General features: G+C 69.4%; 28 protein-coding genes. All 28 read right to left on the bottom strand.

Features of this window, described 5'->3' with window-relative positions; translation table 11 throughout:
* Positions 1 to 21: 21 nt before the first annotated feature.
* Positions 22 to 474 (bottom strand): excinuclease ATPase subunit, encoded by a 453-nt coding sequence (locus AC0IZS_RS23060; RefSeq protein WP_471637781.1) that lies wholly within the window; start codon positions 472 to 474, stop codon positions 22 to 24.
* Between the two features lie 143 nt (positions 475 to 617).
* Entirely contained in the window at positions 618 to 1,046 is a 429-nt protein-coding gene (locus tag AC0IZS_RS23055) for an excinuclease ATPase subunit (RefSeq protein WP_471637780.1), read from the bottom strand.
* A gap of 71 nt (positions 1,047 to 1,117) precedes the next feature.
* Positions 1,118 to 1,540 carry a hypothetical protein gene (locus AC0IZS_RS23050; RefSeq protein ID WP_471637779.1) on the bottom strand — a complete coding sequence of 141 codons (423 nt, stop codon included), beginning with the start codon at positions 1,538 to 1,540 and terminating at the stop codon, positions 1,118 to 1,120.
* Between the two features lie 6 nt (positions 1,541 to 1,546).
* On the bottom strand, positions 1,547 to 2,824 hold the full coding sequence (locus AC0IZS_RS23045; RefSeq protein ID WP_471637778.1) for a beta-ketoacyl-ACP synthase: 1,278 nt from the start codon (positions 2,822 to 2,824) through the stop codon (positions 1,547 to 1,549).
* The gene (gene fabG, locus AC0IZS_RS23040; RefSeq protein ID WP_471637777.1) at positions 2,821 to 3,594 is read right to left on the bottom strand and encodes a 3-oxoacyl-ACP reductase FabG; all 774 of its coding nucleotides are present in this window, start codon (positions 3,592 to 3,594) and stop codon (positions 2,821 to 2,823) included. The genes AC0IZS_RS23045 and fabG overlap by 4 nt, the downstream gene beginning before the upstream one ends.
* A gap of 77 nt (positions 3,595 to 3,671) precedes the next feature.
* Positions 3,672 to 4,142 carry a hotdog family protein gene (locus tag AC0IZS_RS23035; RefSeq protein ID WP_471637776.1) on the bottom strand — a complete coding sequence of 157 codons (471 nt, stop codon included), beginning with the start codon at positions 4,140 to 4,142 and terminating at the stop codon, positions 3,672 to 3,674.
* Positions 4,143 to 4,160: 18 nt separating this feature from the next.
* Positions 4,161 to 5,357 carry a beta-ketoacyl-ACP synthase gene (locus tag AC0IZS_RS23030; RefSeq protein ID WP_471637775.1) on the bottom strand — a complete coding sequence of 399 codons (1,197 nt, stop codon included), beginning with the start codon at positions 5,355 to 5,357 and terminating at the stop codon, positions 4,161 to 4,163.
* Entirely contained in the window at positions 5,357 to 5,944 is a 588-nt protein-coding gene (locus tag AC0IZS_RS23025) for a DUF3261 domain-containing protein (RefSeq protein ID WP_471637774.1), read from the bottom strand. Before AC0IZS_RS23025 ends, AC0IZS_RS23030 begins: the two co-directional genes overlap by 1 nt.
* Positions 5,941 to 7,218: an NAD(P)/FAD-dependent oxidoreductase gene (locus tag AC0IZS_RS23020; RefSeq protein WP_471637773.1), complete on the bottom strand. Its 1,278-nt coding sequence runs from the start codon at positions 7,216 to 7,218 to the stop codon at positions 5,941 to 5,943. Before AC0IZS_RS23020 ends, AC0IZS_RS23025 begins: the two co-directional genes overlap by 4 nt.
* Positions 7,218 to 9,569, bottom strand: a complete 2,352-nt coding sequence (locus AC0IZS_RS23015) for an MMPL family transporter (protein ID WP_471637772.1) — start codon at positions 9,567 to 9,569, stop codon at positions 7,218 to 7,220. Before AC0IZS_RS23015 ends, AC0IZS_RS23020 begins: the two co-directional genes overlap by 1 nt.
* Positions 9,566 to 10,201, bottom strand: coding sequence for an outer membrane lipoprotein carrier protein LolA (locus AC0IZS_RS23010; protein ID WP_471637771.1), 636 nt, complete (start codon positions 10,199 to 10,201; stop codon positions 9,566 to 9,568). The genes AC0IZS_RS23015 and AC0IZS_RS23010 overlap by 4 nt, the downstream gene beginning before the upstream one ends.
* Positions 10,198 to 10,638: an acyl-CoA thioesterase gene (locus tag AC0IZS_RS23005; RefSeq protein ID WP_471637770.1), complete on the bottom strand. Its 441-nt coding sequence runs from the start codon at positions 10,636 to 10,638 to the stop codon at positions 10,198 to 10,200. The genes AC0IZS_RS23010 and AC0IZS_RS23005 overlap by 4 nt, the downstream gene beginning before the upstream one ends.
* A 39-nt stretch (positions 10,639 to 10,677) precedes the next feature.
* On the bottom strand, positions 10,678 to 11,670 hold the full coding sequence (locus AC0IZS_RS23000; protein ID WP_471637769.1) for an LpxL/LpxP family acyltransferase: 993 nt from the start codon (positions 11,668 to 11,670) through the stop codon (positions 10,678 to 10,680).
* Positions 11,667 to 12,443 carry a glycosyltransferase family 2 protein gene (locus tag AC0IZS_RS22995; RefSeq protein ID WP_471637768.1) on the bottom strand — a complete coding sequence of 259 codons (777 nt, stop codon included), beginning with the start codon at positions 12,441 to 12,443 and terminating at the stop codon, positions 11,667 to 11,669. Before AC0IZS_RS22995 ends, AC0IZS_RS23000 begins: the two co-directional genes overlap by 4 nt.
* A complete protein-coding gene (locus AC0IZS_RS22990; protein ID WP_471637767.1) occupies positions 12,440 to 14,152 on the bottom strand; it encodes an ApeI family dehydratase in 1,713 nt (570 codons plus the stop codon). Before AC0IZS_RS22990 ends, AC0IZS_RS22995 begins: the two co-directional genes overlap by 4 nt.
* 50 nt (positions 14,153 to 14,202) lie before the next feature.
* Positions 14,203 to 14,754: a COG4648 family protein gene (locus AC0IZS_RS22985; RefSeq protein ID WP_471637766.1), complete on the bottom strand. Its 552-nt coding sequence runs from the start codon at positions 14,752 to 14,754 to the stop codon at positions 14,203 to 14,205.
* A 25-nt stretch (positions 14,755 to 14,779) separates the two neighbouring features.
* Positions 14,780 to 15,040 carry an acyl carrier protein gene (locus AC0IZS_RS22980; protein ID WP_471637765.1) on the bottom strand — a complete coding sequence of 87 codons (261 nt, stop codon included), beginning with the start codon at positions 15,038 to 15,040 and terminating at the stop codon, positions 14,780 to 14,782.
* Positions 15,041 to 15,067: 27 nt separating this feature from the next.
* A complete protein-coding gene (locus tag AC0IZS_RS22975; protein ID WP_471637764.1) occupies positions 15,068 to 15,328 on the bottom strand; it encodes a phosphopantetheine-binding protein in 261 nt (86 codons plus the stop codon).
* Positions 15,315 to 16,091, bottom strand: coding sequence for a lysophospholipid acyltransferase family protein (locus AC0IZS_RS22970; protein ID WP_471637763.1), 777 nt, complete (start codon positions 16,089 to 16,091; stop codon positions 15,315 to 15,317). Before AC0IZS_RS22970 ends, AC0IZS_RS22975 begins: the two co-directional genes overlap by 14 nt.
* Positions 16,084 to 16,845 carry a beta-ketoacyl synthase chain length factor gene (locus AC0IZS_RS22965; RefSeq protein ID WP_471637762.1) on the bottom strand — a complete coding sequence of 254 codons (762 nt, stop codon included), beginning with the start codon at positions 16,843 to 16,845 and terminating at the stop codon, positions 16,084 to 16,086. Before AC0IZS_RS22965 ends, AC0IZS_RS22970 begins: the two co-directional genes overlap by 8 nt.
* A 217-nt stretch (positions 16,846 to 17,062) precedes the next feature.
* On the bottom strand, positions 17,063 to 17,371 hold the full coding sequence (locus tag AC0IZS_RS22960; protein ID WP_471637761.1) for a hypothetical protein: 309 nt from the start codon (positions 17,369 to 17,371) through the stop codon (positions 17,063 to 17,065).
* A 5-nt stretch (positions 17,372 to 17,376) separates the two neighbouring features.
* Complete coding sequence (locus tag AC0IZS_RS22955; protein WP_471637760.1) at positions 17,377 to 17,820, bottom strand: hypothetical protein; 444 nt, start codon at positions 17,818 to 17,820, stop codon at positions 17,377 to 17,379.
* Positions 17,821 to 17,867: 47 nt separating this feature from the next.
* Positions 17,868 to 19,916 carry a hypothetical protein gene (locus tag AC0IZS_RS22950; protein WP_471637759.1) on the bottom strand — a complete coding sequence of 683 codons (2,049 nt, stop codon included), beginning with the start codon at positions 19,914 to 19,916 and terminating at the stop codon, positions 17,868 to 17,870.
* Positions 19,913 to 20,611, bottom strand: a complete 699-nt coding sequence (locus AC0IZS_RS22945; protein ID WP_471637758.1) for a hypothetical protein — start codon at positions 20,609 to 20,611, stop codon at positions 19,913 to 19,915. Before AC0IZS_RS22945 ends, AC0IZS_RS22950 begins: the two co-directional genes overlap by 4 nt.
* An 18-nt stretch (positions 20,612 to 20,629) precedes the next feature.
* Complete coding sequence (locus AC0IZS_RS22940) at positions 20,630 to 20,971, bottom strand: hypothetical protein (protein ID WP_436178027.1); 342 nt, start codon at positions 20,969 to 20,971, stop codon at positions 20,630 to 20,632.
* A gap of 67 nt (positions 20,972 to 21,038) precedes the next feature.
* Positions 21,039 to 22,031, bottom strand: coding sequence for a N4-gp56 family major capsid protein (locus AC0IZS_RS22935; protein WP_057203384.1), 993 nt, complete (start codon positions 22,029 to 22,031; stop codon positions 21,039 to 21,041).
* Positions 22,032 to 22,130: 99 nt separating this feature from the next.
* The gene (locus tag AC0IZS_RS22930) at positions 22,131 to 23,228 is read right to left on the bottom strand and encodes a hypothetical protein (RefSeq protein ID WP_471637757.1); all 1,098 of its coding nucleotides are present in this window, start codon (positions 23,226 to 23,228) and stop codon (positions 22,131 to 22,133) included.
* A gap of 243 nt (positions 23,229 to 23,471) precedes the next feature.
* The gene (locus AC0IZS_RS22925; RefSeq protein WP_057203386.1) at positions 23,472 to 23,780 is read right to left on the bottom strand and encodes a hypothetical protein; all 309 of its coding nucleotides are present in this window, start codon (positions 23,778 to 23,780) and stop codon (positions 23,472 to 23,474) included.
* Between the last annotated feature and the right edge of the window lie 2 nt (positions 23,781 to 23,782).

Here is a 23,782-nt window from a genome sequence, read left to right as displayed (position 1 = left end):
CGTGGTGCGCGCAGGCCCGGCTCAGGGCGCCGTTCGCACGTAGGTGCCCTTGAAGGCCACGATGGTCTGGTAGCTGGTCTGGTTGCACTCGAAGTGGACCGGGTCCTTGACGGTCTTTTCCTTGTAGAAGCTGTGCAGGCCGACCACGGCGTTGGCGCCACGTTTCTTGGCGTTTTCCTGCAGGGCGATCAGGCCGGACAGGGCGGCCCAGTGGCAGGCGAACACCAAGTCCTTGCCGATGTTGCTGGTGCGGCGGTGCAGGTACTCTTCGCCCAGCGGGGTGCCCGCCGGTTGCGGCCCGGGGGCGCCCGACAGGTGGAACGTGACGCTGCCGTCGAGCTTGCCCTCCCGGATGCCCCTGGCCACCGTCTCTTCGAGCGGCAGCAGCGACGCCTTCTCCTCGCGCGCATGCGCCACGGTGGCGGCCGACAGCAGGGCCAGGATCAAGGTCAGTTGCTTCGTTTTCTTCGTCATCGGTTGTTCCTCACAAGACACTTCACGCCACGCACAAGCCTGCGAAACTGGCGCGTCCCAAGCCAGTGCCCCCGTGCAAGGGCCGCCCCGCCGCACCGGGGGCGTCCCCCCGGGGGGATGACGCGAAGCGGCTCAGGGGGGCTTCAAATTTTTGCGAAGGTGCCCTTGAGCGTCACGCCGATCACGACCGCCCCGGCATGGCACTGGTAGCTGACCGGGTCCTTGACGGTGGCACGCTTGTAGTAGCTGTGCAGGTCCACCACGGCGTTGGCGCCCTTTTGCTTGGCCGATTCCTGGAAGGCGATCAGCGCCGACAGCGCCGCCCACTTGCAGCCATAGGCATCGTCCTTGCCCACGCCGTTGGTCTTCTTGTTGGCGATGTCCTCGCCCAGGCGGGCACTGACCCGGGGCGTCCTGGCGCCCGAGAGGTAGAACTTGACGCTGCCGTCCAGCTTGCCCTGCTCCACGCCCATGCGCACCACTTCGTCCAGGGGCAGTGTCAGAACGGTATTGCGGGCCTGCGCCGCGCCCACGGCCGACAGCGCGGCCAGTGCCAGTATCCATTGCTTCATGCGGGTTCTCCTGCTGGGTAGTTGCCCCTCCGCGCGGGAGAGGCGGTTTCGAAGGGCTTGCGCGCCTGGCCTCAGGCGCCGACGCTGATGCGCTGCATGAGGTTGCGGATCCAGCGGTTGTAGTTGGGGTGGATGCGGCGGCCCTCACCCGCATCGGCGTAGTTGAGGTTGTGGCTGTTGAGGTAGTCGATCTTGTAGCCCGTGTGGTCGTAGCGCACCACGATGGCGGCCATGTGCTTGCCGTTCTTGTCGTACTGCAGCTCCAGCGTGCCCGGGGTTTCGCGGGCCACGGCCCAGCCCAGCGACTGGCCGGCCAGGATGATGCGCTCGCGCACCTGCGCCTGGGTGGGCACGTAGGCGCTGGTGAAGACGACGCGCGGCGCGTCGGAAAGTGCCTCGGCGCGCGCGTGTACCGTGCCGCTGTGCAGGGCCAGTGCCAGCACGGCGCCGATGGCCAGGGCGCTGGCGCGGCCGATGGATGTCTGAATTGCCATTTTTTTCTACTCCCTCCAACGTTTGAAAATCAAGGACGTGTTGATGCCGCCGAACGCAAAGTTGTTGCTCATCACCACGTCGGTATCGAGCTGGCGTGCCTCGCCCATGATGTAGTCCAGTGCGCCGCAGCGCGGGTCGGGCTCGGTGAGGTTGGCGTTGTGCGCAAACCAGCCTTCGCGCATCATTTCGAGCGCCATCCAGGCCTCCAGCGCGCCGCAGGCGCCCAGGGTGTGGCCCATGTAGCCCTTGAGCGTGCTCACGGGCACGGTGTTGCCGAACACCGCGTGGGTGGCATGGCTCTCGGCAATGTCGCCCTGGTCGGTGGCCGTGCCATGGGCGTTGATGTAGCCAATGGCCTCGGGGGCCAGGCCGGCATCGTCGAGCGCCATGCGCATGGCCTGGGCCATGGTGTCGGCGTTGGGGTGGGTGACGTGGGTGCCGTCGGAATTGGTGCCAAAGCCGATGATCTCGCCCAGGATCTGCGCGCCACGGGCCCGGGCGTGTTCGAGCTCTTCGAGCACGAAGGTGCAGGCGCCCTCGCCCAGCACCAGGCCGTCGCGCTGGGCGTCGAAGGGCCGGGGCGTGAGCTCAGGCGTGTCGTTCTTCGTGCTGGTGGCGAACAGGGTGTCGAACACCGCCGCCTGGATGGCGTCGAGCTCTTCGGCGCCGCCGGCCAGCATGGCCAGTTGCTTGCCGCTCTGGATGGTCTCGTAGGCGTAACCGAGGCCCTGGCTGCCCGAGGTGCAGGCGCTGGAGGTGGTGATGATGCGCCCCGTGGCGCCGAAGAACACGCCGATGTTCACCGCAGCGGTGTGCGACATCATCTTGATGTAGGTGTTGGCGTTGATGCCCTCGGTGCTCTTGCCGGCAATCATGCGGCCGAAGTCGCCGATCGCCGCTGGCGTGCCGGCCGAGGAGCCGTACGAGATGCCCATCTGCCCGCCCGTGACGAAGGGGTCGCCCAGCAGGCCGGCGCTCTCCAGGGCGATCTCGGTGGCGCGCGTGGCCATCACGGCCACGCGGCCCATGCTGCGCATGGTCTTGCGGTTGTAGTGCGCGGGCAGCTCGAAGGGCGCGGCGGTGCAGGCCAGCTGGGTGTTCAGGCCCTCGTAGACTGCCCAGTCGGGCATGCGCCGGATCACGTTGCGCCCGCTGAGCAGCTGGCTGCGCACGGCGGCCCAGTCGTTGCCCAGCGGGCTGATGGCGCCGATGCCGGTGACGACCACGCGACGCCTGTTGCCGACGCTGATGTTGTTGCCGTTGGTGGTGATGGAAGCGCTCATCCGACCATCCCCCCATTGACCGAGATCACCTGGCGCGTGATGTACGAGGCCTCGGCCCCCAGCAGGAAGGCGACCGCGCCGGCCACCTCGTCCACCGTGCCCATGCGGCGCATGGGAATCATCTCGAGGGCGTGCTCCAGCACCTCTGCACTGACCATGTCGGTGTCGATCAGGCCCGGGGCCACGCAGTTGACGGTGATGTTGCGCTTGGCCAGTTCGATGGCCAGCGACTTGGTGGCGGCGATCACGCCGGCCTTGGCCGCGCTGTAGTTGGCCTGCCCGCGGTTGCCCATGAGGGCCGAGACCGATGCCAGCGTGACGATGCGCCCCGGCTTGCGCCGGCGCACCATGGGCATGACCACCGGGTGCAGCACGTTGTAGAAGGAATCCAGGTTGGTGTGTACCACGCGGTCCCATTCCTCGCCGGTCATGGCGGGGAAGGCGTTGTCCATGGCGATGCCGGCATTGCAGACCACACCGTAGTAGGCGCCGTGGGCGTCCATGTCGGTTTCGAGCGCGGCAGCGCAGGCGGCGCGGTCGGCCACGTCGAACTGCAGCACGCGGGCGTTGCGGCCCAGGGCTTCGATTGCGGCCACGGCGCTCAGGGCCTGGTCCATGCCGCTTCGGCAGTGCACCACGATGTCATGGCCGTCCCGGGCCAGGCGCAGCGCAATGGCCCGGCCTATGCCCCGGCTGGAGCCCGTCACCAGCACGGTGGTGGCGGCTGCGGGCGCTGGTGTCGTCGTCTTCGTCGTCGTCAACTCATTCATTCTCGGTACCGATGGCCTGTTGTCTGTGGTGTATTTTGGCGCGGCTGTCTGTCTTTTTTGTCGGTCTGCCGGCCCGATCACGGGCTGGCGGCGGGCGATGTTGGAATATAGGCCTTGCCGTCCCCCGGCTCAAAGACGGAAATGCGCGCGCTTGCCAATTCCTTCTCGCCTTCGGCGTGGATCCGGCAGTCGAACATGCCCAGGCCGTTGTCCCCCATCAGGTCGCAGCGCACGCTCACCACCAGCCGCGTGCCGGGGGCAAAGAAGGCCTGCGCCGCCTCGTACTTGCGCGAACCCAGCAGAAAGCCGATCTTCACGGCCTGCCCCTTTTGCCGGGCGTTCCAGCCGGACCATGCGGCCACGGTCTGCGCCATGTACTCCATGCCCACCCAGGAGGGCATGCCGGCATCGTGCTGGAACAGGCCGCCCCGCGGCACCGTGACCTCGGCCACGGCGCTGTCCGCGTCGGCGGCCAGCAGGCGGTCCAGCAGCAACATCGCGTCGCGGTGGGGCACGTAGTTCTCTATGGGTAGAAGTTCACTGCTCATCGGCTTGTCGTCACTCTATCAAGCGGCTTCGAACAGCAAGCTGCTGTTGCTGCCGCCAAAGGCAAAGGAGTTGCTCATCACGCTGCGCGCCGCGCGCCCGAGCTGCATGCCCGGCGCAACGGCGGCCAGGGCCGGCATGGCGGGGTCGGCCACGCCGTCCCACCAGTGCACGGGCAGCGCGCCCTGGGGATTGTCCTGCAGCACGTGCCAGGCCACCACGGCCTCCAGCGCACCGGCGGCTGCCAGGGCATGGCCGGTGAGCGGCTTGGTGGAGCTTACCGCGACCTCGCTGCCCAGCACAGACTGCACCGCGCGGCTCTCCATCGCATCGTTGTGCGGCGTGGCCGTGCCGTGCAGGTTGACGTAGTCCACGGCGGCGGGCGGCATGCCGGCGCGCGCCAGCGCCTGCTGCATGGCCGCCGCAGCGCCCTGGCCCGTGGGGTCGGGGGCGGACATGTGGTGCGCGTCCTGCGACTCGCCCCAGCCGGCCAGGCGCACGGGGCCCGCGTCGCGGCCCACAAGGAAAAAAGCGGCGGCCTCGCCCAGGTTGATTCCCCGGCGGTGGGCCGACAGGGGGTTGCAGCGCTCGGCGGACACGGCCTCCAGCGCGCTGAAGCCGCCCACGGTGAAGCGGCTCAGCGCATCCACGCCACCGGCCAGCACCACATCGACCATGCCCGACTGCAGCAGCCGCGCGGCCGATGCCAGGGCCTTGGCCCCCGAGGAGCAGGCGGTGGAGATGGTGTGCGCAGGCCCGCGGATGCCCAACTGCCGGGCCAGGAAAGTGGCCACGTTGCCCATCTCCTGCACGGGGTACTCGAAGCCGGGGGGGAAATGCCCCTCGCGCGCCAGGTGGCGTGCGGCCACCTCGCCCTCTTCGATGCCCCCCGTGCTGGTGCCCACCACCAGGGCCACGCGCGTGGGGCCGAAGCGGTCGATGGCCTGCTGCACCGCGCCGTGCAAGGCCTGCACGGCGCCCCAGGCCAGCGCGTTGTTGCGCGAGCGCTGGTGCGGCGGCGCAAAGTCCAGCGCGGGCAGCACGCTGCCCTTTGGCAGGCAGCCCAGCGGCAAGGTGCGGCCGGGGGAGTAGTGCTCGGTCCACTGCAGGGTCTGCGGGTCGGTGGCAGAGAACAGGTGCTCGCGCATCGGTGCGGCGCTGAGCCCCAGTGCGCTGCAGGCCGATGCGGCGTTCAGGTAGACATGCGGGCGGGCCATCACGGCAACTCCTGCGCCGGGGCGCACAGACGGGAGCCACCGGGCGATTCGACGCGCAAGGTGAAAGGGCCCCCGGGGTAGATGATCTCGACGGCCGAGTCGCCGACGAACTGCACGCGCACCTGCTCGCGGCCGTCGCGCAGCAGGCGGCGCCCGGTGGGGCCGGCCTCCACGCTCCAGGGCGGCTGCACGGCGCGCTGCACGGCGCGCGCGGGCCAGAATGCGAGCTGCAGGTCGCTGAGCACCTGCTCGGGCGCGAGCTGCGCGGGCCAGTGGCGCGAGAGCTGCTTGTCCCACTGCCAGCCGTCCCACACCAGGGTGCCCATGCCCTGCCCCATCACGAAGAAGGCCAGGCGCACGGCCTCGGCATCCACTTCGAGCAGGGATTCGAGCTGCTGCGCGGGCCGGCCCGGCACCTGCACGGTGAGGCGTTGCTGCACGGCGACCTCGCAGCGCAGCGCTGCGGGCGCCAGCGCCAGCAGCGGGCTGCGCGTGGCATCGGGGGCGCCGGGCGCGGCGCAGCCCGCCAGCAACAGCAGCGGCAACAGCACCGACAAGGCGGCCCCTGAAGGCCTGGCAAGGCTCATGCGGGCACGGCCCCCGGTTGCGGGGCTGGCTGTTGCTGCATGCGGCACACCTCGCCCAGCACCTGCAGGCGGCGCTGCGGCTCGGCGACGTAGGGGTTTTTCGCGTCCCAGGCGTAGCCAGCCAGGATGGAGGCGATCATGCGGCGGATCTCGGGGCTGTGCTGCTCGTGGAAGATCACGTCCTGGAAGCCCCCGTCGTACCAGCCCTGCACGAAGGCGCGGAAGGTGTTCACCCCCGCCTGCAGCGGCACGGCATAGTCCTGCTGCCAGTCCACCACCTCGCCGCGCCAGGCGCGAGCTATGCAGCGCGCGGCCAGGCTGGCCGAGGTGACGGCGATGGTCACGCCGCTCGAAAACACCGGGTCCAGGAACTCGCCCGCGTTGCCCAGCAGCGCAAAGCCCTTGCCCCACAGCGAGGTGACGTTGGCCGCATAGCCGGTGATGGAGCGGCCCGGCGTGTCCCACACGGCGTTGCGCAGCACATGGGCCAGGCTCGGGGTCTCGGCGATGATGGCGCGCAGGCGCTCGACCTCGCTGCCCTCGTAGCGCGCCAGGAACTCGGGCGTGGCCACCACGCCCTGCGAGCATCGGCCGCCGGAGAAGGGGATGGTCCAGAACCACACCTCATGGTGTACCGGGTGTACCGAGATCAGGATCTTGCTGCGGTCCATGTCGCCATGGGCGATGCCGTCTTCGATGTGGGTGAACAGCGCCCCGCGCACCGGGAAGTCAGACGGGCGCTCGAGCTGCAGCATGCGCGGCAGGATGCGCGCAAAACCGCTGGCGTCGAGCAGGAAGCGCGCGCGCACGGTGTACTGCTCGCCCTCGGGCGAGGTGACCGACACCTCGGGCTGCTCGCCCGACACGTCCACCGCCGTCACGGTGTGGCGGTAGCGCAGCTCGGCGCCGGCCTTCTCGGCGGCATCGGCCAGCACCTTGTCGAATTGGCCGCGCTGCACCTGGTAGGTGGTGCCCCAGCCGGGCGAGAACTTGTCGCGAAAGTCGAATTCGGTGCGCAGATCGCCCTTGGCGAAGGCCGCGCCGTTCTTGTACTGGAAGCCCGCCTCCACCACGTCCTGCAGCATGCCGGCCTCTTCGATGTAGGCCATGCTCTGCGGCAGCAGGCTTTCGCCGATCGAAAAGCGCGGAAAGGTCTCTTTCTCCAGCACCAGCACCTGGCGGCCCTGCTTGCGCAGCAGGCCTGCGGCCACGGCGCCCGAGGGGCCCGCGCCCACGATCAGCACCTCGGTCTGTTCCAGTCGGCGTTGTTGCATCAAAGTTCCTTGTTGTTCGTGGCGCTGCGAAACAGCGGCGCCAGCACCAGCACCAGCGGCAGGCCCAGCATGAGGGTAAGGCCAAAGGCCTTGAGTGCCGGCGTGGCCGACAGGCCCAGCAGCCCGAAGGACAGCCAGGTGCTGCCCGCGCCGATGACCACCGCCAGCCAGGCATGGGGGTCGTCCTCATGCTCCTGCAGGAAGATACCGTAGTCGATGCCCACGCCCAGCAGCAGCATCAGCGCCAGCACGTTGAACAGCTGCCAGGGCGCGCCCAAGGCGGTGAGCACGCCCACCACCACCAGGCTGGCGAGCACGGTGGGCATCCAGGCGCGCCAGGCCTTGCGGCCAAAGCGCAGCCACAGGGCGGCCAGCACCAGCACATGGCCCAGCAGCAGCAGCTCGGTCATCGATATGCGGTAGCGCTGCAGCAGGGCGGATATCTCGGCCGGCTTGTCGACCCAGGCCACGCCTTCCAGGCCCTGCGCGGCGCCGGCCAGCGCGGGCAAGGATGCGAGATCCCTTACGCCGCGCAGCATCAGCAGGCTGCGGTAGCGGCCCTCGCGCTCGCCCAGCCACAGGGGCCGCGCAGCGGTCGAGATGGGCTGCGCCAGCCACGCCTGCACCGTGAGCGGCGCGGGCGGCGGCGTGGCGGGCCGGGCAAAGCTTTCGCCCAGCGCGGCGTTCACGCCCTTGAACACGGCCTCCTGCGCATGCGCGACCAGCTCTCCATCGCTGTCCTGGCGCCGGGCCGAGGGCACCCAGTCCGATACCGCGCTGTAGCCCACCAGCAGCTGGCGCGCCACCAGGGCGTCGAGCCGGTCCTTGAGTTCTTCTTCGCGCTGCAGCACCTGCTCGGGCGAGTTGCCCTGCACCAGGTAGAACTGCGCCGGGCTGGGCAGGCCCAGGACCTCGCCCACCTGGCGCTGCTGGGCCACGAGCACGGTGGATGCGTTCTGCAGCTGGCGCACATCGTCCTGCGCGCGCAGGCCACCCAGCAGCCACAAGAGCAGCGCCATGGCCACGCACACCGCCACCGAGCCGGGCAGCGCCTGGCGCCAGCGCGGCCAGGCCATCAGCGTCTGGCCGATGCGCTGGGCCACCGGGCTGTGCGGCATCGTGCCCCGGTCGAGCCAGGGGAACCAGCAGACCACGGTGAGCATGGCCGCCGTGAGCCCCACCACCGAGAACACCGCCATCTGGCGCAGGCCCGGGAAGGCCGCCGCGCCCAACGCCAGGTAGGCGATGGCGCTGGTGCCCAGGGCCAGCCACAGCGCCGGCATCAGAGCGCGCATCAGCCCATGCGGGCTACGCGCCGGCGCGCCCTGGCGGCTGGCGAAGTAGTGGATGCCATAGTCCTCGGCCACGCCCACCAGGCTGGCGCCGAACACCAGGGTCAAGAGGTGCACCTGCCCGAAGAACAGCGCCGTGACCGACAGCGCCACCGCGCAGCCCACCAGCAGCGACACGCCCACCAGTGCCACCGGCCGCAGCGAGCGAAACGCCAACCAGGCCAGCAGCAGCACACCGGCCAGCGAGCCCCAGCCGATGGTGTTGATCTCCCAGTTGGCCTGCACCGCGGCCGCCTCGGCATGCAGGGGCACGCCAGCGGTGACCATGCGGGCATCCGGCCACTTCGCGCGCACCTGGGCCAGCGCGGCCTGCAAGGCGCCATTGAGCACCGGCTCGCCCGACAGGCGAAAGGCCGAGCCCTCCAGCGTGAACTGCAGCACCGCCCATTGCTGGCCATCGGCCGCCACCCAAAGCTCGCCATCGCGCGGACGGGCCTGGCTTTGCGCGCCGCGCGCGGCCCACCACTGGGTCCACAGGCCCAGGGGGTCGCTCACCCAGTCGGACAGGCGGGCCTGCACGGCGGGCTGGTACAGGTCCTGCAGCGCCTTTTGCACCAGCGCGGCATCGGGCGTGCCGGCCAGCATGGCGCGCTGCGCGGGCGTGAGCAAACGCTCGCGCCAGGGCTGGTAGAAGCCGAGCGCAGCCTCCATGGAGGTCTTTTGCGCAATGGGGTCCTCGCTCAGGCGTGCACCGGCCCCGGTGGCCAGGGACTGGCGAAACACCTGCACGGCGGCGCGCGCATCGGCCCACTCGCCCGCGCCCAGCAGCACCACCACCTGGCGCGACATCTGGCCCACCAGTTGCTCGGTGGCCAGGGCCACGTCGGGTGCCTGCTCGTTCACGGGCAGCAAGGCCATCACGTCGGTGTCGATGCCGTCGTGCTTCCAGAACTGCCACTGGTGCATGCCCACGCCAACCACCACCAGCAGCCAGGCCAGCGCGGCCGTGCGCCATAGCCAGCCGGGGGGTGCGTCCTGCACCGGGGAGTGCGCCGTCATTCGAACTGCGCCGCGTCCTGCGGGCGCAGCGCGTTCTCGGCCACGGGTGTGAGGATGCGGATCACGCTGGCATCACCGCGCGCCTCCTGCAGCCTGACCTCCTGCACGAACTGGTTGCCCTGCAGGTCCACCGCGCTGAGCCACTGGGCCAGCGTGGGGTCTCGCGGCACCAGGTGCAGCGACCAGCCCTTGGCGGCCACCTGCCCGGTCACCTCGAAGTGCTGGGCCAGCTCGGCCAGGTTGGCCGACATCACGGCGAACAGCATGGCGTTGACGGTGCGCAGCACCGGCTCGTCCTGCGCGCGCATCTGCGTGGTGAGCTTGCCATCGCTGCCGCGCGACTGCAGGCTGTCGGGCCGCACCACCAGCGTGGACTCGAAGGGCTTGAGTACATGCCAGACGATGCCCTTGCCACGCGCCACGACGAAGTCGCCACTGGAGCGCAGTGGCTGCTTGAAGCCCTTGACGGTTTTGAGCTGCTCGAAGCCGCCGCGCACCACGGGCGCGTCGTGTACGCGCTGGCGCACCTGGGCGAGCAGCTCCTGCGCCGCAGGTTCTGCCGCATGGGCGGGCACGAGCACCAGCGCACACAGGGCCAGCGCGGCAGCCCGCAACCAGAGAGCGGCCTTCATGGCGCCACCCCCAGCCGTTCCCACAGCACGGGCGGGCAGACGAAGCACATGGCACGGGTCTGCATGTCCACCGCCACCTGGATGGTGTGGGCGCTGTTGACCTTCTGGCCCGTGGCCGCGTCGCTGATCAGGTAGTCGATGCGCAGGCGGTTCTCCCACTCGGTGATGGTGGCGCGCACCTTGAGCACCTGGCCGAAGGTGGCCGGGCGCACGTACTTGAGGCGCATGTCCACCACGGGCCAGCCGTAGCCCGATTCGCGCATGCGCGGGTAGTCGTAGTCGAATCGGGCCAGCAGCGCGCTGCGCGCCAGTTCGAGAAAGCGCACGTAGTGGCCGTGGTAGACGATCTCCATCACGTCGATGTCGTAGAACGCAGGCGTGATCTCGATCTCGTGGCTGAGCCGCTCGCGCGAGGCCAGCTCTTTCTCAGTGGACATGCGCAGGCCTCCGGGTCGATGGGGTGGCGGGGAAGTGAATCATGCAGTGTGCGCAGGGCGCGCGGGCGCGCCCTGGTCCCAGAAGGGGAAAAAATTGAACCAGTCGTAGGGCGCCTTGCGCAGCATGCGTTCGAGCTGCTGCGCGAACAGGCCCGCGTACTCGGCCAGCGCCTGCTCGCGCCGGGCGCGCGGCAACAGCACGCGCTCGGCCAGCGGCACGAACTCCACGGCATAGCTGGCACCATCGTGTACGCAGCCCATGAAGTACAGCGGGCATTCGAGCACCGAGGCGAGGATGTAAGGCCCGCAGGGGAAAGGCGCCTGGTGCCCGAGGAAGTTGGCATGCGTGATGCGGCCCTCGCGCACGGGTACGCGGTCGCCGGCGATGGCGATGAGCTCGCCGCGCGCCACGCGCTCGCTGAGCATCATGGCCGTGGCGGCGTTGAACTCGGTCACCTGCAGCAGCTGCACGCCGCTGTCGGGTGCCAGGCGCTGCAGCACGCGGTTGAAGCGCTCGGCATGGGCCGTGTGTACGAGGATGCTCAGGCGCAGGCCCGCGTGCCGCTCGGCAATCGCCCGGCACAGCTCGATGCAGCCCATGTGCGCAGTGACCACCACGGCGCCCCGGCCCTGTTGCTGGAGCAGCGCATTGAACCCTTCTCGCCCGGTAAAGGCCACGCGGTCGAAACGGTAGCGGCCGGTCAGCGCCAGCAGCTTGTCCAGGATCACCTCTGCAAACATGCGAAAGTGCCGCTGGCTTTGGCGCCAACCCGGCATGCGGGGCCACAGGCCGTGGGCCGCCTGCATGCGCTGCAGGTACTGCAGCGATGAGCGGCGCGCCACCGGGCTGGCCAGCCAGTAGTAGGCGACGATGGGGTACAGGCACAGCAGAAAGGGCCAGCGCCCCAGGAAGCGGTGTACCTGCACCATGAACCACATGCCCGCGACGAAGGTGTTCTCGCCCATCTGCGCCCAGTGCGGCACGTCGGCCGCTGCGGCAGCAGCCTTGGCGTCGGGCGCCGGTGCCGTCATGCCGCCTGCCCGGTACGGCGCCGCCCCACGAGCTTGCGCGCCAGCAGCAGGGGGCTGCGCAGCAGCATGCCGCCGAACAGCCGCGTGTGCATGCCCGAGATGAGAACGTTGTCGCGCCACACGCGAAAATGCGAGAGCCCGTCCTGCGGGTAGGTCACGGCCGTGCGCTGGGTGATGAAGGGCACGCCCTTCCAGTGCATGCGCACAAGGATCTCGGTGTCGAACTCCATGTGCTTGCCGATGCGCGCGCCGTCCATCACGCCGATGGCCTCGCGCAGCGGGTAGACGCGAAAGCCGCACATCGAGTCCTCGATGTCCAGCGACAAGGTGTTGATCCACACCCACACGTGCGTGGCATAGCGCCCGTACAGGCGCGCCTTGGGCACGCTGGCGTCGTAGCGCGGCGCGCCGCAGACCATGGCGCCGGGCTGCGCCCGGGCCAACGCGACGAAGGCCGGGATGTCGGCCACGGCGTGCTGGCCGTCGGCATCGATCTGCAGCGCATGGCTGTGGCCCGCGGCCAGCGCATGGCGCATGCCGGTCATCACGGCACCGCCCTTGCCCTGGTTCTGCGGCAGGCGCAGCAGCGTGACCTGCGTGCCTTGCTGCACGGCCAGCGCGTCGAGCACGGCGGCGCAGCCGGGCTCGGAGCCGTCGTCCACCAGGATGCAGTGCAGGCCCGCTGCCAGCACCCCCTGCACCATGGCGCCGATGGTGGTGGGGTGGTTGTAGACGGGGATGATGGCGACGGGGTTGAATGCGGCGTACGTCATGCCACACCTCCCTGCACCAGGCGGCCACTGGCGTGCGGGCCCCGGTGGGAGGTCAGCGAGAACTGCAGGTGGCCCTTGTCGGGCACCCATTGCAGCTGCACCTGCACGCTGGCACCGGGCAGGATGGGTTGCTGGAACTTGACCACCTCGGCCCGCAGGAAGGCCGCCGGAATGCCGAAGGCCTGCGTGCCCAGGGTCACCACCCAGTGCAGCTGCGCCACGCCGGGCACGATGGGGGCGCCGGGGAAATGCCCCTCCAGCACGCGCAGCCCGGCATCCACCTGCAGCGTGGCCGTGGCCCGCAGCTCGCCGCGTTCCGTCCATTGCGGCTGCGGCATGAGCGGGCGAAACAGCGCCAGCAGGTCGTGCTGCGTGGTCTTGCCCTGCGCGTTCTGCGGCAGGCGGGCCACATAGCGCCAGCTGCGCGGCAAGGCCACGCGGTCCACGCAAGGCTCGAGCAGCGCGCGCAGCGCAGCGCCCAGGGTGCGGCGGCCTTGCTGCTGCAGCGCCAGCCAGCCGGCGTCGCTGAGCGCCAGCACCATGCCCACGCGGTCGGCGGCGGGCGGCGCTTCGAGCACCACGGCCCGGGCTGCGGCCACCCAGTCGCTGGCCAGCAGCGCGTTTTCCATGGCGGTCAGCGAGATGCGCTTTTCGGCGATCTTCACGATGCGGTCGGCCCGGCCCTGCAGCACGAAGCCGGCACCGCCGTCCTGCGGCAGCGCGCGGTCGGCGGTCTCCCACCAGGCGTCGGCATCGGGCAGGTGGCCCGAGCGCACCGACAGGCAGCCGCTGTCGGCCAGGCGCACCTGCACGCCTGGCAGGGGTTGCCAGGCATCGCCCTGCTCGGCCCGGCGCCGCCAGGCGATGCCGCCGGTCTCGGAGCTGCCGAAGACTTCGGTCGTGGAATGGCCAAGCAGCGCCAGGGCATGGGCCGAGGCCTCGGGTGGCAAGGGGCCACCCGACGAGAAGATGCCGCGCAGGCCCTGGGAAGCCGCCGCCCAGTCGAGCGCATCCGGCAGGCGGCTGAGCATGGCCGGGCTGGAGATCAATACGCAAGGACCTGGCTGCGACAGCTGCGCCACCAGCTCCTCGGGGTAGCGCAGGAACGCGGTGCCCAGGGGCCGGCCCGCGGCCAGCGGCCACAGCACGCGGAACAGCAGGCCGTAGATATGCTGGTGCGACACGGTGGCCAGCGTGCGCAGACCGGGCGCATCGATCAGGGGGCCGAACACCGCCTGCAGCGCATGCACTTCGGCATCAAGCTGCGACAGGTATTTGACGATGCGCTCGGGCGCGCCCGTGGAGCCCGAAGTGAACAGCACCACCTGGGCAGCGCGCAGCGACAGGGGCTGCAGCACCACGGCCGAGGCCGCCGCTGTGTCGGGCTGCAAGGCACCGGGCAGCAGGCCCGCGCAGGCCTGCACCTGGGGCAGCAGGTGCGCCAGGGTGTGCGGCTGCAGGTCGCTGGCCAGCACCGGGGTCTTGCCGGCATGCCAGGCGCCCCACAGGGCTGCGGCAAAGGCCAGCGGGTCGTCGAAATACAGGCCCACCTCGGCGCCCTGCACCTTCTGGAAGGCGGCGCACCAGGCCTGCACGGAAAGCACCCAGTCGGCGTGCTGCACCGTGCGGCCGCCCGTGGCCGCAAGCGCGTGCGCAGCCGCGCGGGCCTGCGGCAATGCCACGTCGGACAATGCTGTAAATGGTTTCACCTTGCTCGACTCGTTCTTGGAGTTGTTGGACAGAGACGGAAAATTCAAAATCAAGCCATGGCACCGCGGCGTTTCACCCACTGGCGCACAAGCCACTCGCTGCCCATCAGGCAGCCCATCAGCACATAGGCGATGAGCCCGTTGTACAGCGCCCAGGTGGCATCGCTGCTGAAGGCGGCGGTGTAGGCCGCTGCCGCGCCGTTGGCCACGAAGAACACGCACCACACGGCGGTCACCTTGCGGGTGTAGCGTACGCCGGACGCAGGCAGGTCGGGGTCGGTCAGCCGGGCCAGGCGCTCGATCACCGTGGGCGGGTGGCGCAGGCTCACCATGAACACCACCAGCAGCACGGCGTTGACCAGCACCGGGTAGAGCTTGACGGCCAGCGCATCGCCCTGCCACCAGGCGGCCAGGGCCAGCACCGCCGCGCCCGAGGCCACGGCCCACCAAAAGCGCTGGCGCGTGACCACGGCGCGCGCCACGGCCAGCGCCACCAGCAGCACGGCCAGCCACTGCGGCGCCACGTGGCCCATGGCCAGGTACACGCCCAGCGGGTACAGCACCGTCAGCACCACCAGCACGGCGGTCACAAGCTTGTGCATGGTGGCTGGCAGCTTGCCCGTGCGCTCAGGTGGCGGCGGCAGCGTCGTTCACCAACCGGTGCAGCGCGTCGACCACGTCCTGCACGGTGCGCACCGACTTGAAGGCGTCGGCGTTCAGGCGCTTACCCACCCAGGGCTTGAGCTGCACGATCAGGTCCACGGCATCGATGCTGTCGATGTCCAGGTCGTCGTACAGGCGGGCCTCGGGCGTGATGCGGGCGGCGTCGATTTCAAACGTCTCCTGCAGGATGGCGGCGATGCGTTCGTAGATGGCTTCTTTGTTCATGTTGGATTTCCGTGAATGCCGCCTGCTTCAGTGCGTGCGACTGGCGGCCACGAAGGCGGCCAGCGCCTGCACGCTGCCAAAGTGCTTGCGCGTCTGATCCGAGTCGGCCGACATGCTCAGGCCATAGCGCTTTTGCAAGGCCAGGCCCAGCTCCAGCGCGTCGATGGAGTCGAGGCCCAGGCCCTCGACGAACAGCGGCGCTGCGGGATCGATGTCCTCGGGCGCGATGTCTTCCAGCGCGAGCGAGGAGATGATGATTTCTTTGATTTCTTGCTCAAGTTGAAGCACTGGCAGGCCCCTTGAAAAGTTGTACGGACAGGTGCTCGGTCACGTGGCGCGCAGCCAGGGAGTCGCTGGCGGCCGAGTCACAGAATTCTTCCACCGCGATGTCGGGCCGCACCTCGATGGTGAAGTGCGGTTTGCGCACGGGCACCTTCCACCACGGCGTGCCCTTGGTCAGCATGGGCAGGCTGCTGTGGATGTGCACGGGCGTGATGTCGATGCGCCCGCGCACCGCCACGTGGGCGGCCCCGCGCTGCAGCCGGTTGGCGCCCTGCAGCGGGGTGCGCGTGCCCTCCGGGAAGATGATGAGGTTGTTGCCGTCCTTGAGCGAACGCACGCAGTCTTCCAGCAGCCCGGCGCCATCGCCGTTGGTGATGAAGCCCGCCGCCCGGATCGGGCCGCGCGTGAAGGGGTTGCGTGCCAGCGCAGCCTTGACGATGCAGTCCGCATGGCGCACGAAGGAGATCAGGAACACCACGTCGATCAGCGAGGGGTGGTTGGCCAGGATCAGCAGGCCCCGGCGCTGCAGGCGCTCGGCGCCATGCACCTCGTAGGAGATCACGCCCACCCAGTTCATGAGCCCCACGAAGCCGCGAAAGCAGTGGTGGATGATGGTCTGCGACAGCTGCTGCTGGCGCGCGGCCCCGCGCACGAAGAGCATGGCCACGGGGCACACCACGATACCCAGCACGATGCCGCCCAGGCCGAACACGGAAAAACAGAAACCCGTGGCCACGATGCGCCAGGCCCGGTTGATGGCTTCAAGCATGCACGCGCTCCCACATCCATTGGCCCGATGCATGGCCATGCACCAGGTGCTGCCGCTCGCCCTGCAGCAGAAAGTGCAGTGCATCGAGCCCATGCGGCAAGCTGCCGGCCTGGCCTTGGCCCTGCGGCGCACCGTCGTCGAGGGCCTGCAGCACGAAACCTGCTTCGCCCGCCTGCAGGGGCGCCAGCAAGGCGGCCCAGGCGTATTCAGCCGCAGGCTCGTCGTGGAACACGGCATAGTCGGGCGGCAGCAGCTCGTCGTAGCAGACCAGCAGCACCCCACTGCCCGCGGGCTGCGCGTCGTTCAGGAGGCCCACGGCCTCGACGATGCCGGCCTCGGGCACGCAGTGCGAGGATGCGACGCAGACCGCATTGGCGCGCATGCCGCGCAGGATGGAGTGCTGGGCCCCCACGGCGTTGTGTACCGACAGGCCGAAGGCGGTAGGCGACAGGGGTTCATCCAGGGCCTGCGAGCGCAGCAGGGACAGTGCCTTGTCGGCGTCGCCATAGCGCGAGGCCCAGACCACGGGGATGTCGGCGCCCTCTTCGGGCGGCAACACGCTGTCGGCCACAAAGACGGCCATCTTCGCCAGGTGGCCCAGGCGGCGCCGCGCCATCGCGGGCACGTGGGGCAGCTCGACGGCGGTATCCCCCACGGGGCACACCGGGGCCTTGGCCCATTGCAGCCATTGCTCCTGACTTTGCAGGCCCGGTGCTATCGCAGCCCACGCCCGAACGGCGAACGCAGCGCGCACGGCCCTCTCCTGATTTCATTGGTTAGCGTGTGTACGGCACACACCGGCCAATTATCTCAGAAACCCCCCTGGCGGCGACAGTTTTACGGTTACATATACACACAAACAAGCGCCCTCCGGGCCAGCACACGCCCATACAAAGGGTTACAAGGAATTCACCCAAATGGGGGGTGCCGCCCAGCGTTGTATCCTGGCGACAGCACCCGGGTGTCCTGCCCTACTCCTCAAACCCGAAGCCCACGGCCGACACCCCGGCCGCGCTGGCCCGCGCCACCAGGTACTGGCCCGGCCCGACGACGATGGCCGTGCGCTCCAGCACGCCCGAGGGCGGCAGGTACACGTCGTACTCGATCCACTCCGCGTCGGTGGGCGCGGCCGCAGCGGCCAGGGCCACGCGCGCCAGCACGGCCCAGGTGTTGCGGTTGACCAGCGACAGCGTGAGCGTGGCGGTCTGCGTGGCCGGCTGGTAGAGGGTGGTGGCCGTGGCCGCAGCCAGGTCCAGTGCAAAAAGGCGTCCGTTGGCCATGTTGATCAAGCTCCTGAAAGAAAGAAAACCTTGCTGCGCGACTGCACCGGCGCCCACTGGTGCACGCCGGCAATCACGAACAGCGCCAGCGGCCGGGGCTGCACCGGCGCCACGGGCAGGCCCAGGGTGCCGCCGGCCTGGGCGCTGACCCAGGCCTGCACCCAGTTCGTGCTGGCCAGGGCCTGGCTGTTGTCGCCCGGGGGCAGCGGTGTGGCGGCGCTGACCGTGCCGCTCACGGCCAGATGGCCGGCGATGGATTGTTCGCCCGTGAAGGCATTGCCGCCGGCCAGGTTGGCCTTGGTGGCCAGGCCGGTGGCGAGCTGGCCGGCCTGGCCGGCCACGCCGTCGAAGCCCAGTTCGATGCGCTGGAACTCGTCCTTGAGGACCTGTTCGTCCACGCGCTGGCCGGGCAGCGGGTTGAAGACGCGGTGGTAGAAGGTGTTGGCCATGGGTGTTGTACTCCTTGGTGGCTGGCTCTATCGGGGCTATCGGCGGGCTATCGGTCCAGGCGCCGCGGCGTGTACACCACCGACACGCTCTGCAGGGTGTGCGGCAGCTCGTCGCGCGCGGTGCTCACGATGTTCAGGCTCAGGTCGGTGCCCACGCCGTCCAGCCGCACCTTGGAGAGCGTGTTGGCGGGCACGCTGTAGTAGCTCTGGCCGTAGTTGCTCACGCTGTAGTAGGCACCGCCGGCGTTCTGCAGCACGCCCACCACGTCGGTCAGGCCCACCTCGGGCTTGCCCAGGCTGTACTCGCCCTGCACCAGCAGGCGGCAGGCGCTGCGGTTCTTGCTCTCCAGGTCCACGCGGCGAAAGCGTTTTTTCTCCATCGGGCTTTTGGTGTGGTTGAAGGCCAGGCGCAGGTAGGCCTGGATCTGCGCTCCATCGAAGCTGCGGCCCCGATCGGCCTCGTAGACGAAACCGTCGTCGCTGCCGAAGAAGTTGCGGTGCTCGCCACCCACTACCGCGTCGCAGGTGCAGCGCACCGTGCGGCCGTAGTCGATGGGCATGAAGGCCAGCGCGCTGCCGCCATCCGCCGTGGGGATGGGCGTGACGCTCAGGCTCTCGCCCGTGGCGAAGAACAGGCGCATGCGCTTGTCGGCCCGGTTGACCACCGAGGCCGTGACCTGCCGCGCCTTGAGCAACCGCTGGATGCGCGAGGACAGCGGCAGCCGCTCGAAGTTGCCGAAGGCCTGCGTGGCGCTGACCACGGCCACGCCCAGGGTGTCGAACACCAGCACGCGCCCCAGGTTCTGCACGCTGCCGCGCTGGGCGCCCACGTCGTCGGCAAAGTTCACGAAGCGCCAGTCCGCGCTGCTGCTGCCGTACAGCACCCAGGTGCGCTCGGCGGCAAACACCATGAGCGCGCCGCCCTCGGCGTCCGACGGCAGCACCTGGAAGCCCGTGACCACGTCGCCCGCCGCAATCTCGGCGGCGCCCACCACGGCGGACCAGCGGCAGGGGTCGCCCACGGCGCTGTGCTGCACCGAGCCCTCGAAGCTGAAGAACAAATGGTTCTTGTGCGCCACGCAATGCACCGGCTTGTCCACCGCCATGCCGGTGGCCAGGGGCACCAGCACCTCGCCGTCGAACTCGAAGCCGCGGTTCACGCCATCGGCGCCGTAGATGCGCTGCTGCCCGGCCCGGCCGTTGAAGTTGTACACCACGGCGTCGAGCCGGCCGCCGGGCAGCAGGGTGATGGCCGCCTCGGCACCACCGGCCACCGCCGTCACCCCGGCCGTGAAGGCCCCCGCGGTGAACGGCCCGCCCGAGGGCGCGGTGACGATGAAGCGCCCCCGGGCCGTGCCGGCCTGCCAGGTGCCCGACTCCACCACCACGCGCTTGACCAGGGCCGACACGGCCCCCTTGGTGATGTTGGCACCCACCGCCGGCTCCACGCCGCTGCCACTGGTAAACGCCAGCTCGTAGCAGGGGAACACCAGTGCCCAGCCGGTGGCCGAGCCCTTGTAGATGCTGCAGGCGGTGGCCGCCACGTTGTCGCGCCAGGCGTAGACCGTGCCGTTCAATACGGCGATGCCCCGGATCGGCCCCGCCCCCGGCACGGCGCCAATGGCCGCGCGGTAGTGGTCGGCAGCCATTGCCGCAAAGGCGTTGTCGTCGAAGCCATCGATGTCCGAAGCATCGCCATCGAACACACCCACCGGGTTGCCCGCCACCGTGAGCGCCTCGCCCACGGCGAACACCCCCGTGAGCTTGGTCACCACCATCTGCGCCGCACTGCGCAGCAACAGCACCAGTGCCGTGGCGCCCGAGGTGGCGCCCACCACCGTCTGCCCCACGGCCACGCCCGTGAAGGTGGTGGCGGCGCGCAGGCACTTGTAGGCCGCATCGCTGGGCCGGGGCCGGCCGTCGAAACGCTCGTAACCGCCGATGCGCTCATAGCCTTCCAGCGCCGAGCTTTCGTAGTTGATCGCACCCGTCACCATGCCGGGGCGCAGCGTGAGCTGCGCCGACTCTGCATCGAGCCCGCCGGCGAGCGGGAAGTACTGGGTCTTGAGCGCAGGCATGCGCACTTCGCCCTTCATGCCAAGGGCCTCGCACCGAAACCCGGGCGTGGCAGCTGCGATTGCGCCAGCGCCGAGAAGCCCATGCTGTAGTTCTGCTCGGCGCGCTGGTAGACCTCGCTGGCCGCGTCGAAGCCGCCGTACTCGCGCAGCGCGCGCCAGCCGATGAGGTTGTGAAAGCGCGCCGGCAGGGCCGGTTCATCGGCGTCGAGCACCATGTCCACCACATCCTTCACGTAGGCTGCGCGCACCATGTGCGCCGCGTCGGGCGTGGGCCCTACCAGCAGCTCGCCACCGGGTGCCATGCTCCAGTGCTGCAGCGCGCCCGGCACGTGCGTGCCGGTCAGAAAGCGCTGGCGAAACGCCTCGTAGTCGAGCCAGGCCAGCGCATGCTCGCTCACCTGCCCGTCGGCCACGCGCCAGGCGCTGGGGCGGTAGCCGTCGGCCGCAGGCTTCCAGGCGGCAAAGTCGGCCAGGGCAAAGCCCGGAGCCGCCGCCTCGGGCACCATCAGCATCGCGCCTGCGGCCACCTGGCCCAGCGCCTCGCCGCGGCGAAACAGCCAGGACTCGTGCGCCAGCGCGATGTCGCGCCAGGCCCAGTTCACCCACTCGAACACGCGGGCATCGTCGCCACTGGCCGTGGTGGCCGAGGCCGGCGGGCCGCCGGACAGGCCGCTCTCGCGCTTGACGGCCCGGGCCAGTTGCAAAAAGTTCATGGTGCGCGCCCTCCCCGCTCAGCTTTTGCGTTGCAAGGGGAAGCGGGGCTTTTCGACCCAGCGCATCCTGTCGATGTTCTCGGGCTCTTCGGGGTCGGCCTCGCGCACCGTGTAGGCCAGGCCTTCGATGTGGTCGGCCATCTCCACCGGCACGCGCACCCAGCGCTCGCGCTGGATCTGGATTTGGTAGTTGTTGAGCCCGAAGAACGGCTGCTGCGGCTCGTGCAGCTCGCCCTTGAAGAGCTTGATCTCGCAGGTCTGTCCCGAGAAGCCGTGCTGCTGCACGGCCACGTCGATGTCGGTGTCGGTGCCTGCGGTGGGTTCGGCCAATGCGGCGGCCTTGGGTTGTGCTTTTGCCATGGGGGTGTTCCTTCAAAGGAAGGGGCCGGCGGCTTGCAGGCCCCTGGGTTGCGATGTGAAGCGAAGGTCAGGCGGACACGCCGTGCTCGATGCGCGTCATCCAGGCGTCGTTCAGGATCGCCGCGGCCGACCACATCTTGAAAGCCACATGCCCGCGCTGGCCCATGGGGTCGCTGTCGCTGGGCTTGGGGTTGACCACGATGGGTGTGAGGCCCGAGCCCGATGCCGACAGGTTCACCGTGGCATAAGCCTCCTTGCCGACGATGACCGACTGGTACACATCCACCGCCGTGCCGCCCAGCATGCCGTTCAGCGTGGCATTGCCGGCGTTGACCAGCGGCGCGTACAACGTGGACGAGACGAAGCGGATGTTCTCGAACGAGCCGATCTCGTTCTCGCACAGCGGCTTGAAGGTGCCGTAGTTCTGGATGCGCGTGTAGCCGGCCGGGAAGAACGCGGGGTTCTGCAGGTCCATCTCCACGTTGGGGTGCACGAAGCAGACGTAGCACGGCGGGATGGGCAGCGTGCCCACGCCGTCGGTGGCGTTGAGCACGGTGGTCAGCGCCCGCGCGTCCTGCGCCTTGAGCTGGCGGATGGCCCGGCGCGCCACGTTGGCCGTCATGGTCGTGTTCACCGTGTTGCGCGCCACGCCGTTGGCGTACAGCACCTGCGTGCCGGCCTTGATGGTGTTGTACAGGATCAGCTCCTGCGTCTGGCCCGCGGTTTCGCCCAGCGATGCGCTCAGTTCGCTGAGCACCGGGTCTTCGTGCGTGTCGGCGATCACGTCGGTGATCTGCACGCGCTGGCCATACTGCTCCAGGTTGGCCGACACGTCGGTGCTGGTGATGTTGCCCTGCACGGGCGTCACGCCCTCGGTCAGCGGCGTGGTGGTGGGCGCCAGGCGGCCATAGCGGCGCCACTTGACCACCTTGGTCTTGCCCTTGGGCACGGCAGTCACCACGGCAAACTTGGCCATGTTCAGGGAGGGCTGGGCGCGCTCCAGCATCTTGTCCACCGCATAGGCGGCGGTACGGGGGGTGATGTCACCGTAAACGGTCATATCGATTGCTCCTCATCGGGAAAATTGGGTGTGGGTGTCCGTGCGCTGCAGGTGGCCGCAGCGCCGTCTATGGAGCGCGTGGGGGCGCCGGGCCTTGCGTCAGCCGGCGCGCGTCAGGCGCTGGCGCCGAAAGAAGTCCAGCGACGCCTCGAAGTCGTCCTCAGGGGGTAGCCCGCCCTTGGCGCCGCTGGCGCGCGAAGGCAGGCCCGCCGCCGACTGCAGCCGCGCGGCATTGGCGCTCGCGCGCTGGGCGGCCGGCTGCTGGGGGTAGTGGGCAATGGGCGCACGGCCTGCGCGGCGCAGGTGCGCGTCGTAGGCGTCCATCACCGCGATGGCCTCGCCCGGGTCCTGCCCCTGGTAGAAGGCCGCCTGAATGGGCTGCGGCTGGGTGTGGATCCAGGCGCTGAAGTCCGTGCTGCGCACCACCTCCACCGCATTCGGGTAGGTGGATTGGAAGGTCTGCATCGCGGCCTCGTAGGCGGCGCTGCGTTGCTCCTGCGCGCGCTGCTCCTGCTCGGCGCGCAGGCCGTGCAGCGGCTCGACCATGCGGGCGGCGGTCTGCTCGGCCACCGTCGCGGCCTGCGCATCCACGGCCTGCAGGGCCTGCTGCACGGCGCCCACCAGCCCATGCAGCTCGGGGAACTGCTGCACCTTCTGGGACAGCTCGGCCAGCCGGGCTGCGGCGGCGGATCCATCCGCGGCAGCGCCCGGCGCGGCCTTGCCGCTGCCCTTGAGCTGGGTGTTCTCCTGCAGCAGGCGGTCGCGCTCGGCCCGCGCCTGGTTCAGGTAGCGGTTGAGCTGGCCCACGCGGCCCATCTCGCTGCGCGCCTTGTGCAGCTCTTCCTGCGTGCGGCGCAGCAGCTCGGCGGGGTCGGGGTTGCCGGCCCTTTCGGTGTGCTGCGCGGCGCTGGATGCAGGTGCGCGCGCACGGGTCTGCGCTGCATCGGTGCCTGTGGCTTCGGCGCCCATCGCCGCTGCTGCGGGCGTGCCCCCGTCGGGGCCTGCCGGCATGGCGGCGGTGAGCACCTGCACCTGGGCATCACCACCCGTTTCCACACGCTCCTGGCGCAGCGCATCCAGCGCCTGTGCCATCTGGTCCTCGGCATCCATTGCGCTGGCGGCGCCCTCGCCGGGTTCCAGGCTGGCGGCGGAGGTGGAGTGGTTGCTGTTGCTGTTGCTGCTGTCGGTGGCGTTCATGGTGCGGTCTATCCTTCTTCGGCATGGCCCGCGCGGGCCAGAGGCAGTGGTGGTTGCTGACACCGGGCACATCGCCCGTGAAAGCAATGTCCGCGAAGAGGCGACCGCGCTGAAGGGGTGGCATATATGCCGCCGTTTCAAAGGCCCGCCAAGTCGAGAGGAGTGATGAGGATGGTGGTGTTTCACGGCACGCCAAGCGAAAAAAAAGCCCGCACTCGGCGGGCTTGATTTATCGGATTCCCATCAGATGTCGGGAAAATTCTGGCTGACGAAAGACTCCACAAAGGCGAGCGCATCGGGCTGCAGCCGGTCGATCTGGCATACCTCCTGGTAGCTCCTCCAGAACATCTGCACCCGATCGGTCACGCCCGGTGGAAAATCCATCTGCCTGGCCACGATCTCCTGCCACGACCCCTGATCGCGGTACACTGCGGCCAGTCGCGGCTGCATGGCAACCAACGCAGCGTTCTGTGCCTCTCCCAACTGGCCGATCACGTCCAGAAAATAGCTGTCCAGCAGCCTCAGAAAGGGCTTGCCTGCGTAGCGATCCATCT

It is taken from the genome of Acidovorax sp. AC410 (assembly GCF_979253235.1).
The sequence above is the reverse complement of the archived record's forward strand: the minus strand, read 5'-3'. Positions and strand labels throughout refer to the sequence as shown.

Coding starts and splice junctions, on each gene's coding strand:
- AC0IZS_RS23060 (WP_471637781.1), bottom strand. CDS start 474: ATGACGAAGAAAACGAAGCAACTGACCTTGATCCTGGCCCTGCTGTCG.
- AC0IZS_RS23055 (WP_471637780.1), bottom strand. CDS start 1,046: ATGAAGCAATGGATACTGGCACTGGCCGCGCTGTCGGCCGTGGGCGCG.
- AC0IZS_RS23050 (WP_471637779.1), bottom strand. CDS start 1,540: ATGGCAATTCAGACATCCATCGGCCGCGCCAGCGCCCTGGCCATCGGC.
- AC0IZS_RS23045 (WP_471637778.1), bottom strand. CDS start 2,824: ATGAGCGCTTCCATCACCACCAACGGCAACAACATCAGCGTCGGCAAC.
- fabG (WP_471637777.1), bottom strand. CDS start 3,594: ATGAATGAGTTGACGACGACGAAGACGACGACACCAGCGCCCGCAGCC.
- AC0IZS_RS23035 (WP_471637776.1), bottom strand. CDS start 4,142: ATGAGCAGTGAACTTCTACCCATAGAGAACTACGTGCCCCACCGCGAC.
- AC0IZS_RS23030 (WP_471637775.1), bottom strand. CDS start 5,357: ATGGCCCGCCCGCATGTCTACCTGAACGCCGCATCGGCCTGCAGCGCA.
- AC0IZS_RS23025 (WP_471637774.1), bottom strand. CDS start 5,944: ATGAGCCTTGCCAGGCCTTCAGGGGCCGCCTTGTCGGTGCTGTTGCCG.
- AC0IZS_RS23020 (WP_471637773.1), bottom strand. CDS start 7,218: ATGCAACAACGCCGACTGGAACAGACCGAGGTGCTGATCGTGGGCGCG.
- AC0IZS_RS23015 (WP_471637772.1), bottom strand. CDS start 9,569: ATGACGGCGCACTCCCCGGTGCAGGACGCACCCCCCGGCTGGCTATGG.
- AC0IZS_RS23010 (WP_471637771.1), bottom strand. CDS start 10,201: ATGAAGGCCGCTCTCTGGTTGCGGGCTGCCGCGCTGGCCCTGTGTGCG.
- AC0IZS_RS23005 (WP_471637770.1), bottom strand. CDS start 10,638: ATGTCCACTGAGAAAGAGCTGGCCTCGCGCGAGCGGCTCAGCCACGAG.
- AC0IZS_RS23000 (WP_471637769.1), bottom strand. CDS start 11,670: ATGACGGCACCGGCGCCCGACGCCAAGGCTGCTGCCGCAGCGGCCGAC.
- AC0IZS_RS22995 (WP_471637768.1), bottom strand. CDS start 12,443: ATGACGTACGCCGCATTCAACCCCGTCGCCATCATCCCCGTCTACAAC.
- AC0IZS_RS22985 (WP_471637766.1), bottom strand. CDS start 14,754: ATGCACAAGCTTGTGACCGCCGTGCTGGTGGTGCTGACGGTGCTGTAC.
- AC0IZS_RS22980 (WP_471637765.1), bottom strand. CDS start 15,040: ATGAACAAAGAAGCCATCTACGAACGCATCGCCGCCATCCTGCAGGAG.
- AC0IZS_RS22970 (WP_471637763.1), bottom strand. CDS start 16,091: ATGCTTGAAGCCATCAACCGGGCCTGGCGCATCGTGGCCACGGGTTTC.
- AC0IZS_RS22960 (WP_471637761.1), bottom strand. CDS start 17,371: ATGGCCAACGGACGCCTTTTTGCACTGGACCTGGCTGCGGCCACGGCC.
- AC0IZS_RS22955 (WP_471637760.1), bottom strand. CDS start 17,820: ATGGCCAACACCTTCTACCACCGCGTCTTCAACCCGCTGCCCGGCCAG.
- AC0IZS_RS22950 (WP_471637759.1), bottom strand. CDS start 19,916: ATGAAGGGCGAAGTGCGCATGCCTGCGCTCAAGACCCAGTACTTCCCG.
- AC0IZS_RS22945 (WP_471637758.1), bottom strand. CDS start 20,611: ATGAACTTTTTGCAACTGGCCCGGGCCGTCAAGCGCGAGAGCGGCCTG.
- AC0IZS_RS22940 (WP_436178027.1), bottom strand. CDS start 20,971: ATGGCAAAAGCACAACCCAAGGCCGCCGCATTGGCCGAACCCACCGCA.
- AC0IZS_RS22935 (WP_057203384.1), bottom strand. CDS start 22,031: ATGACCGTTTACGGTGACATCACCCCCCGTACCGCCGCCTATGCGGTG.
- AC0IZS_RS22930 (WP_471637757.1), bottom strand. CDS start 23,228: ATGAACGCCACCGACAGCAGCAACAGCAACAGCAACCACTCCACCTCC.
- AC0IZS_RS22925 (WP_057203386.1), bottom strand. CDS start 23,780: ATGGATCGCTACGCAGGCAAGCCCTTTCTGAGGCTGCTGGACAGCTAT.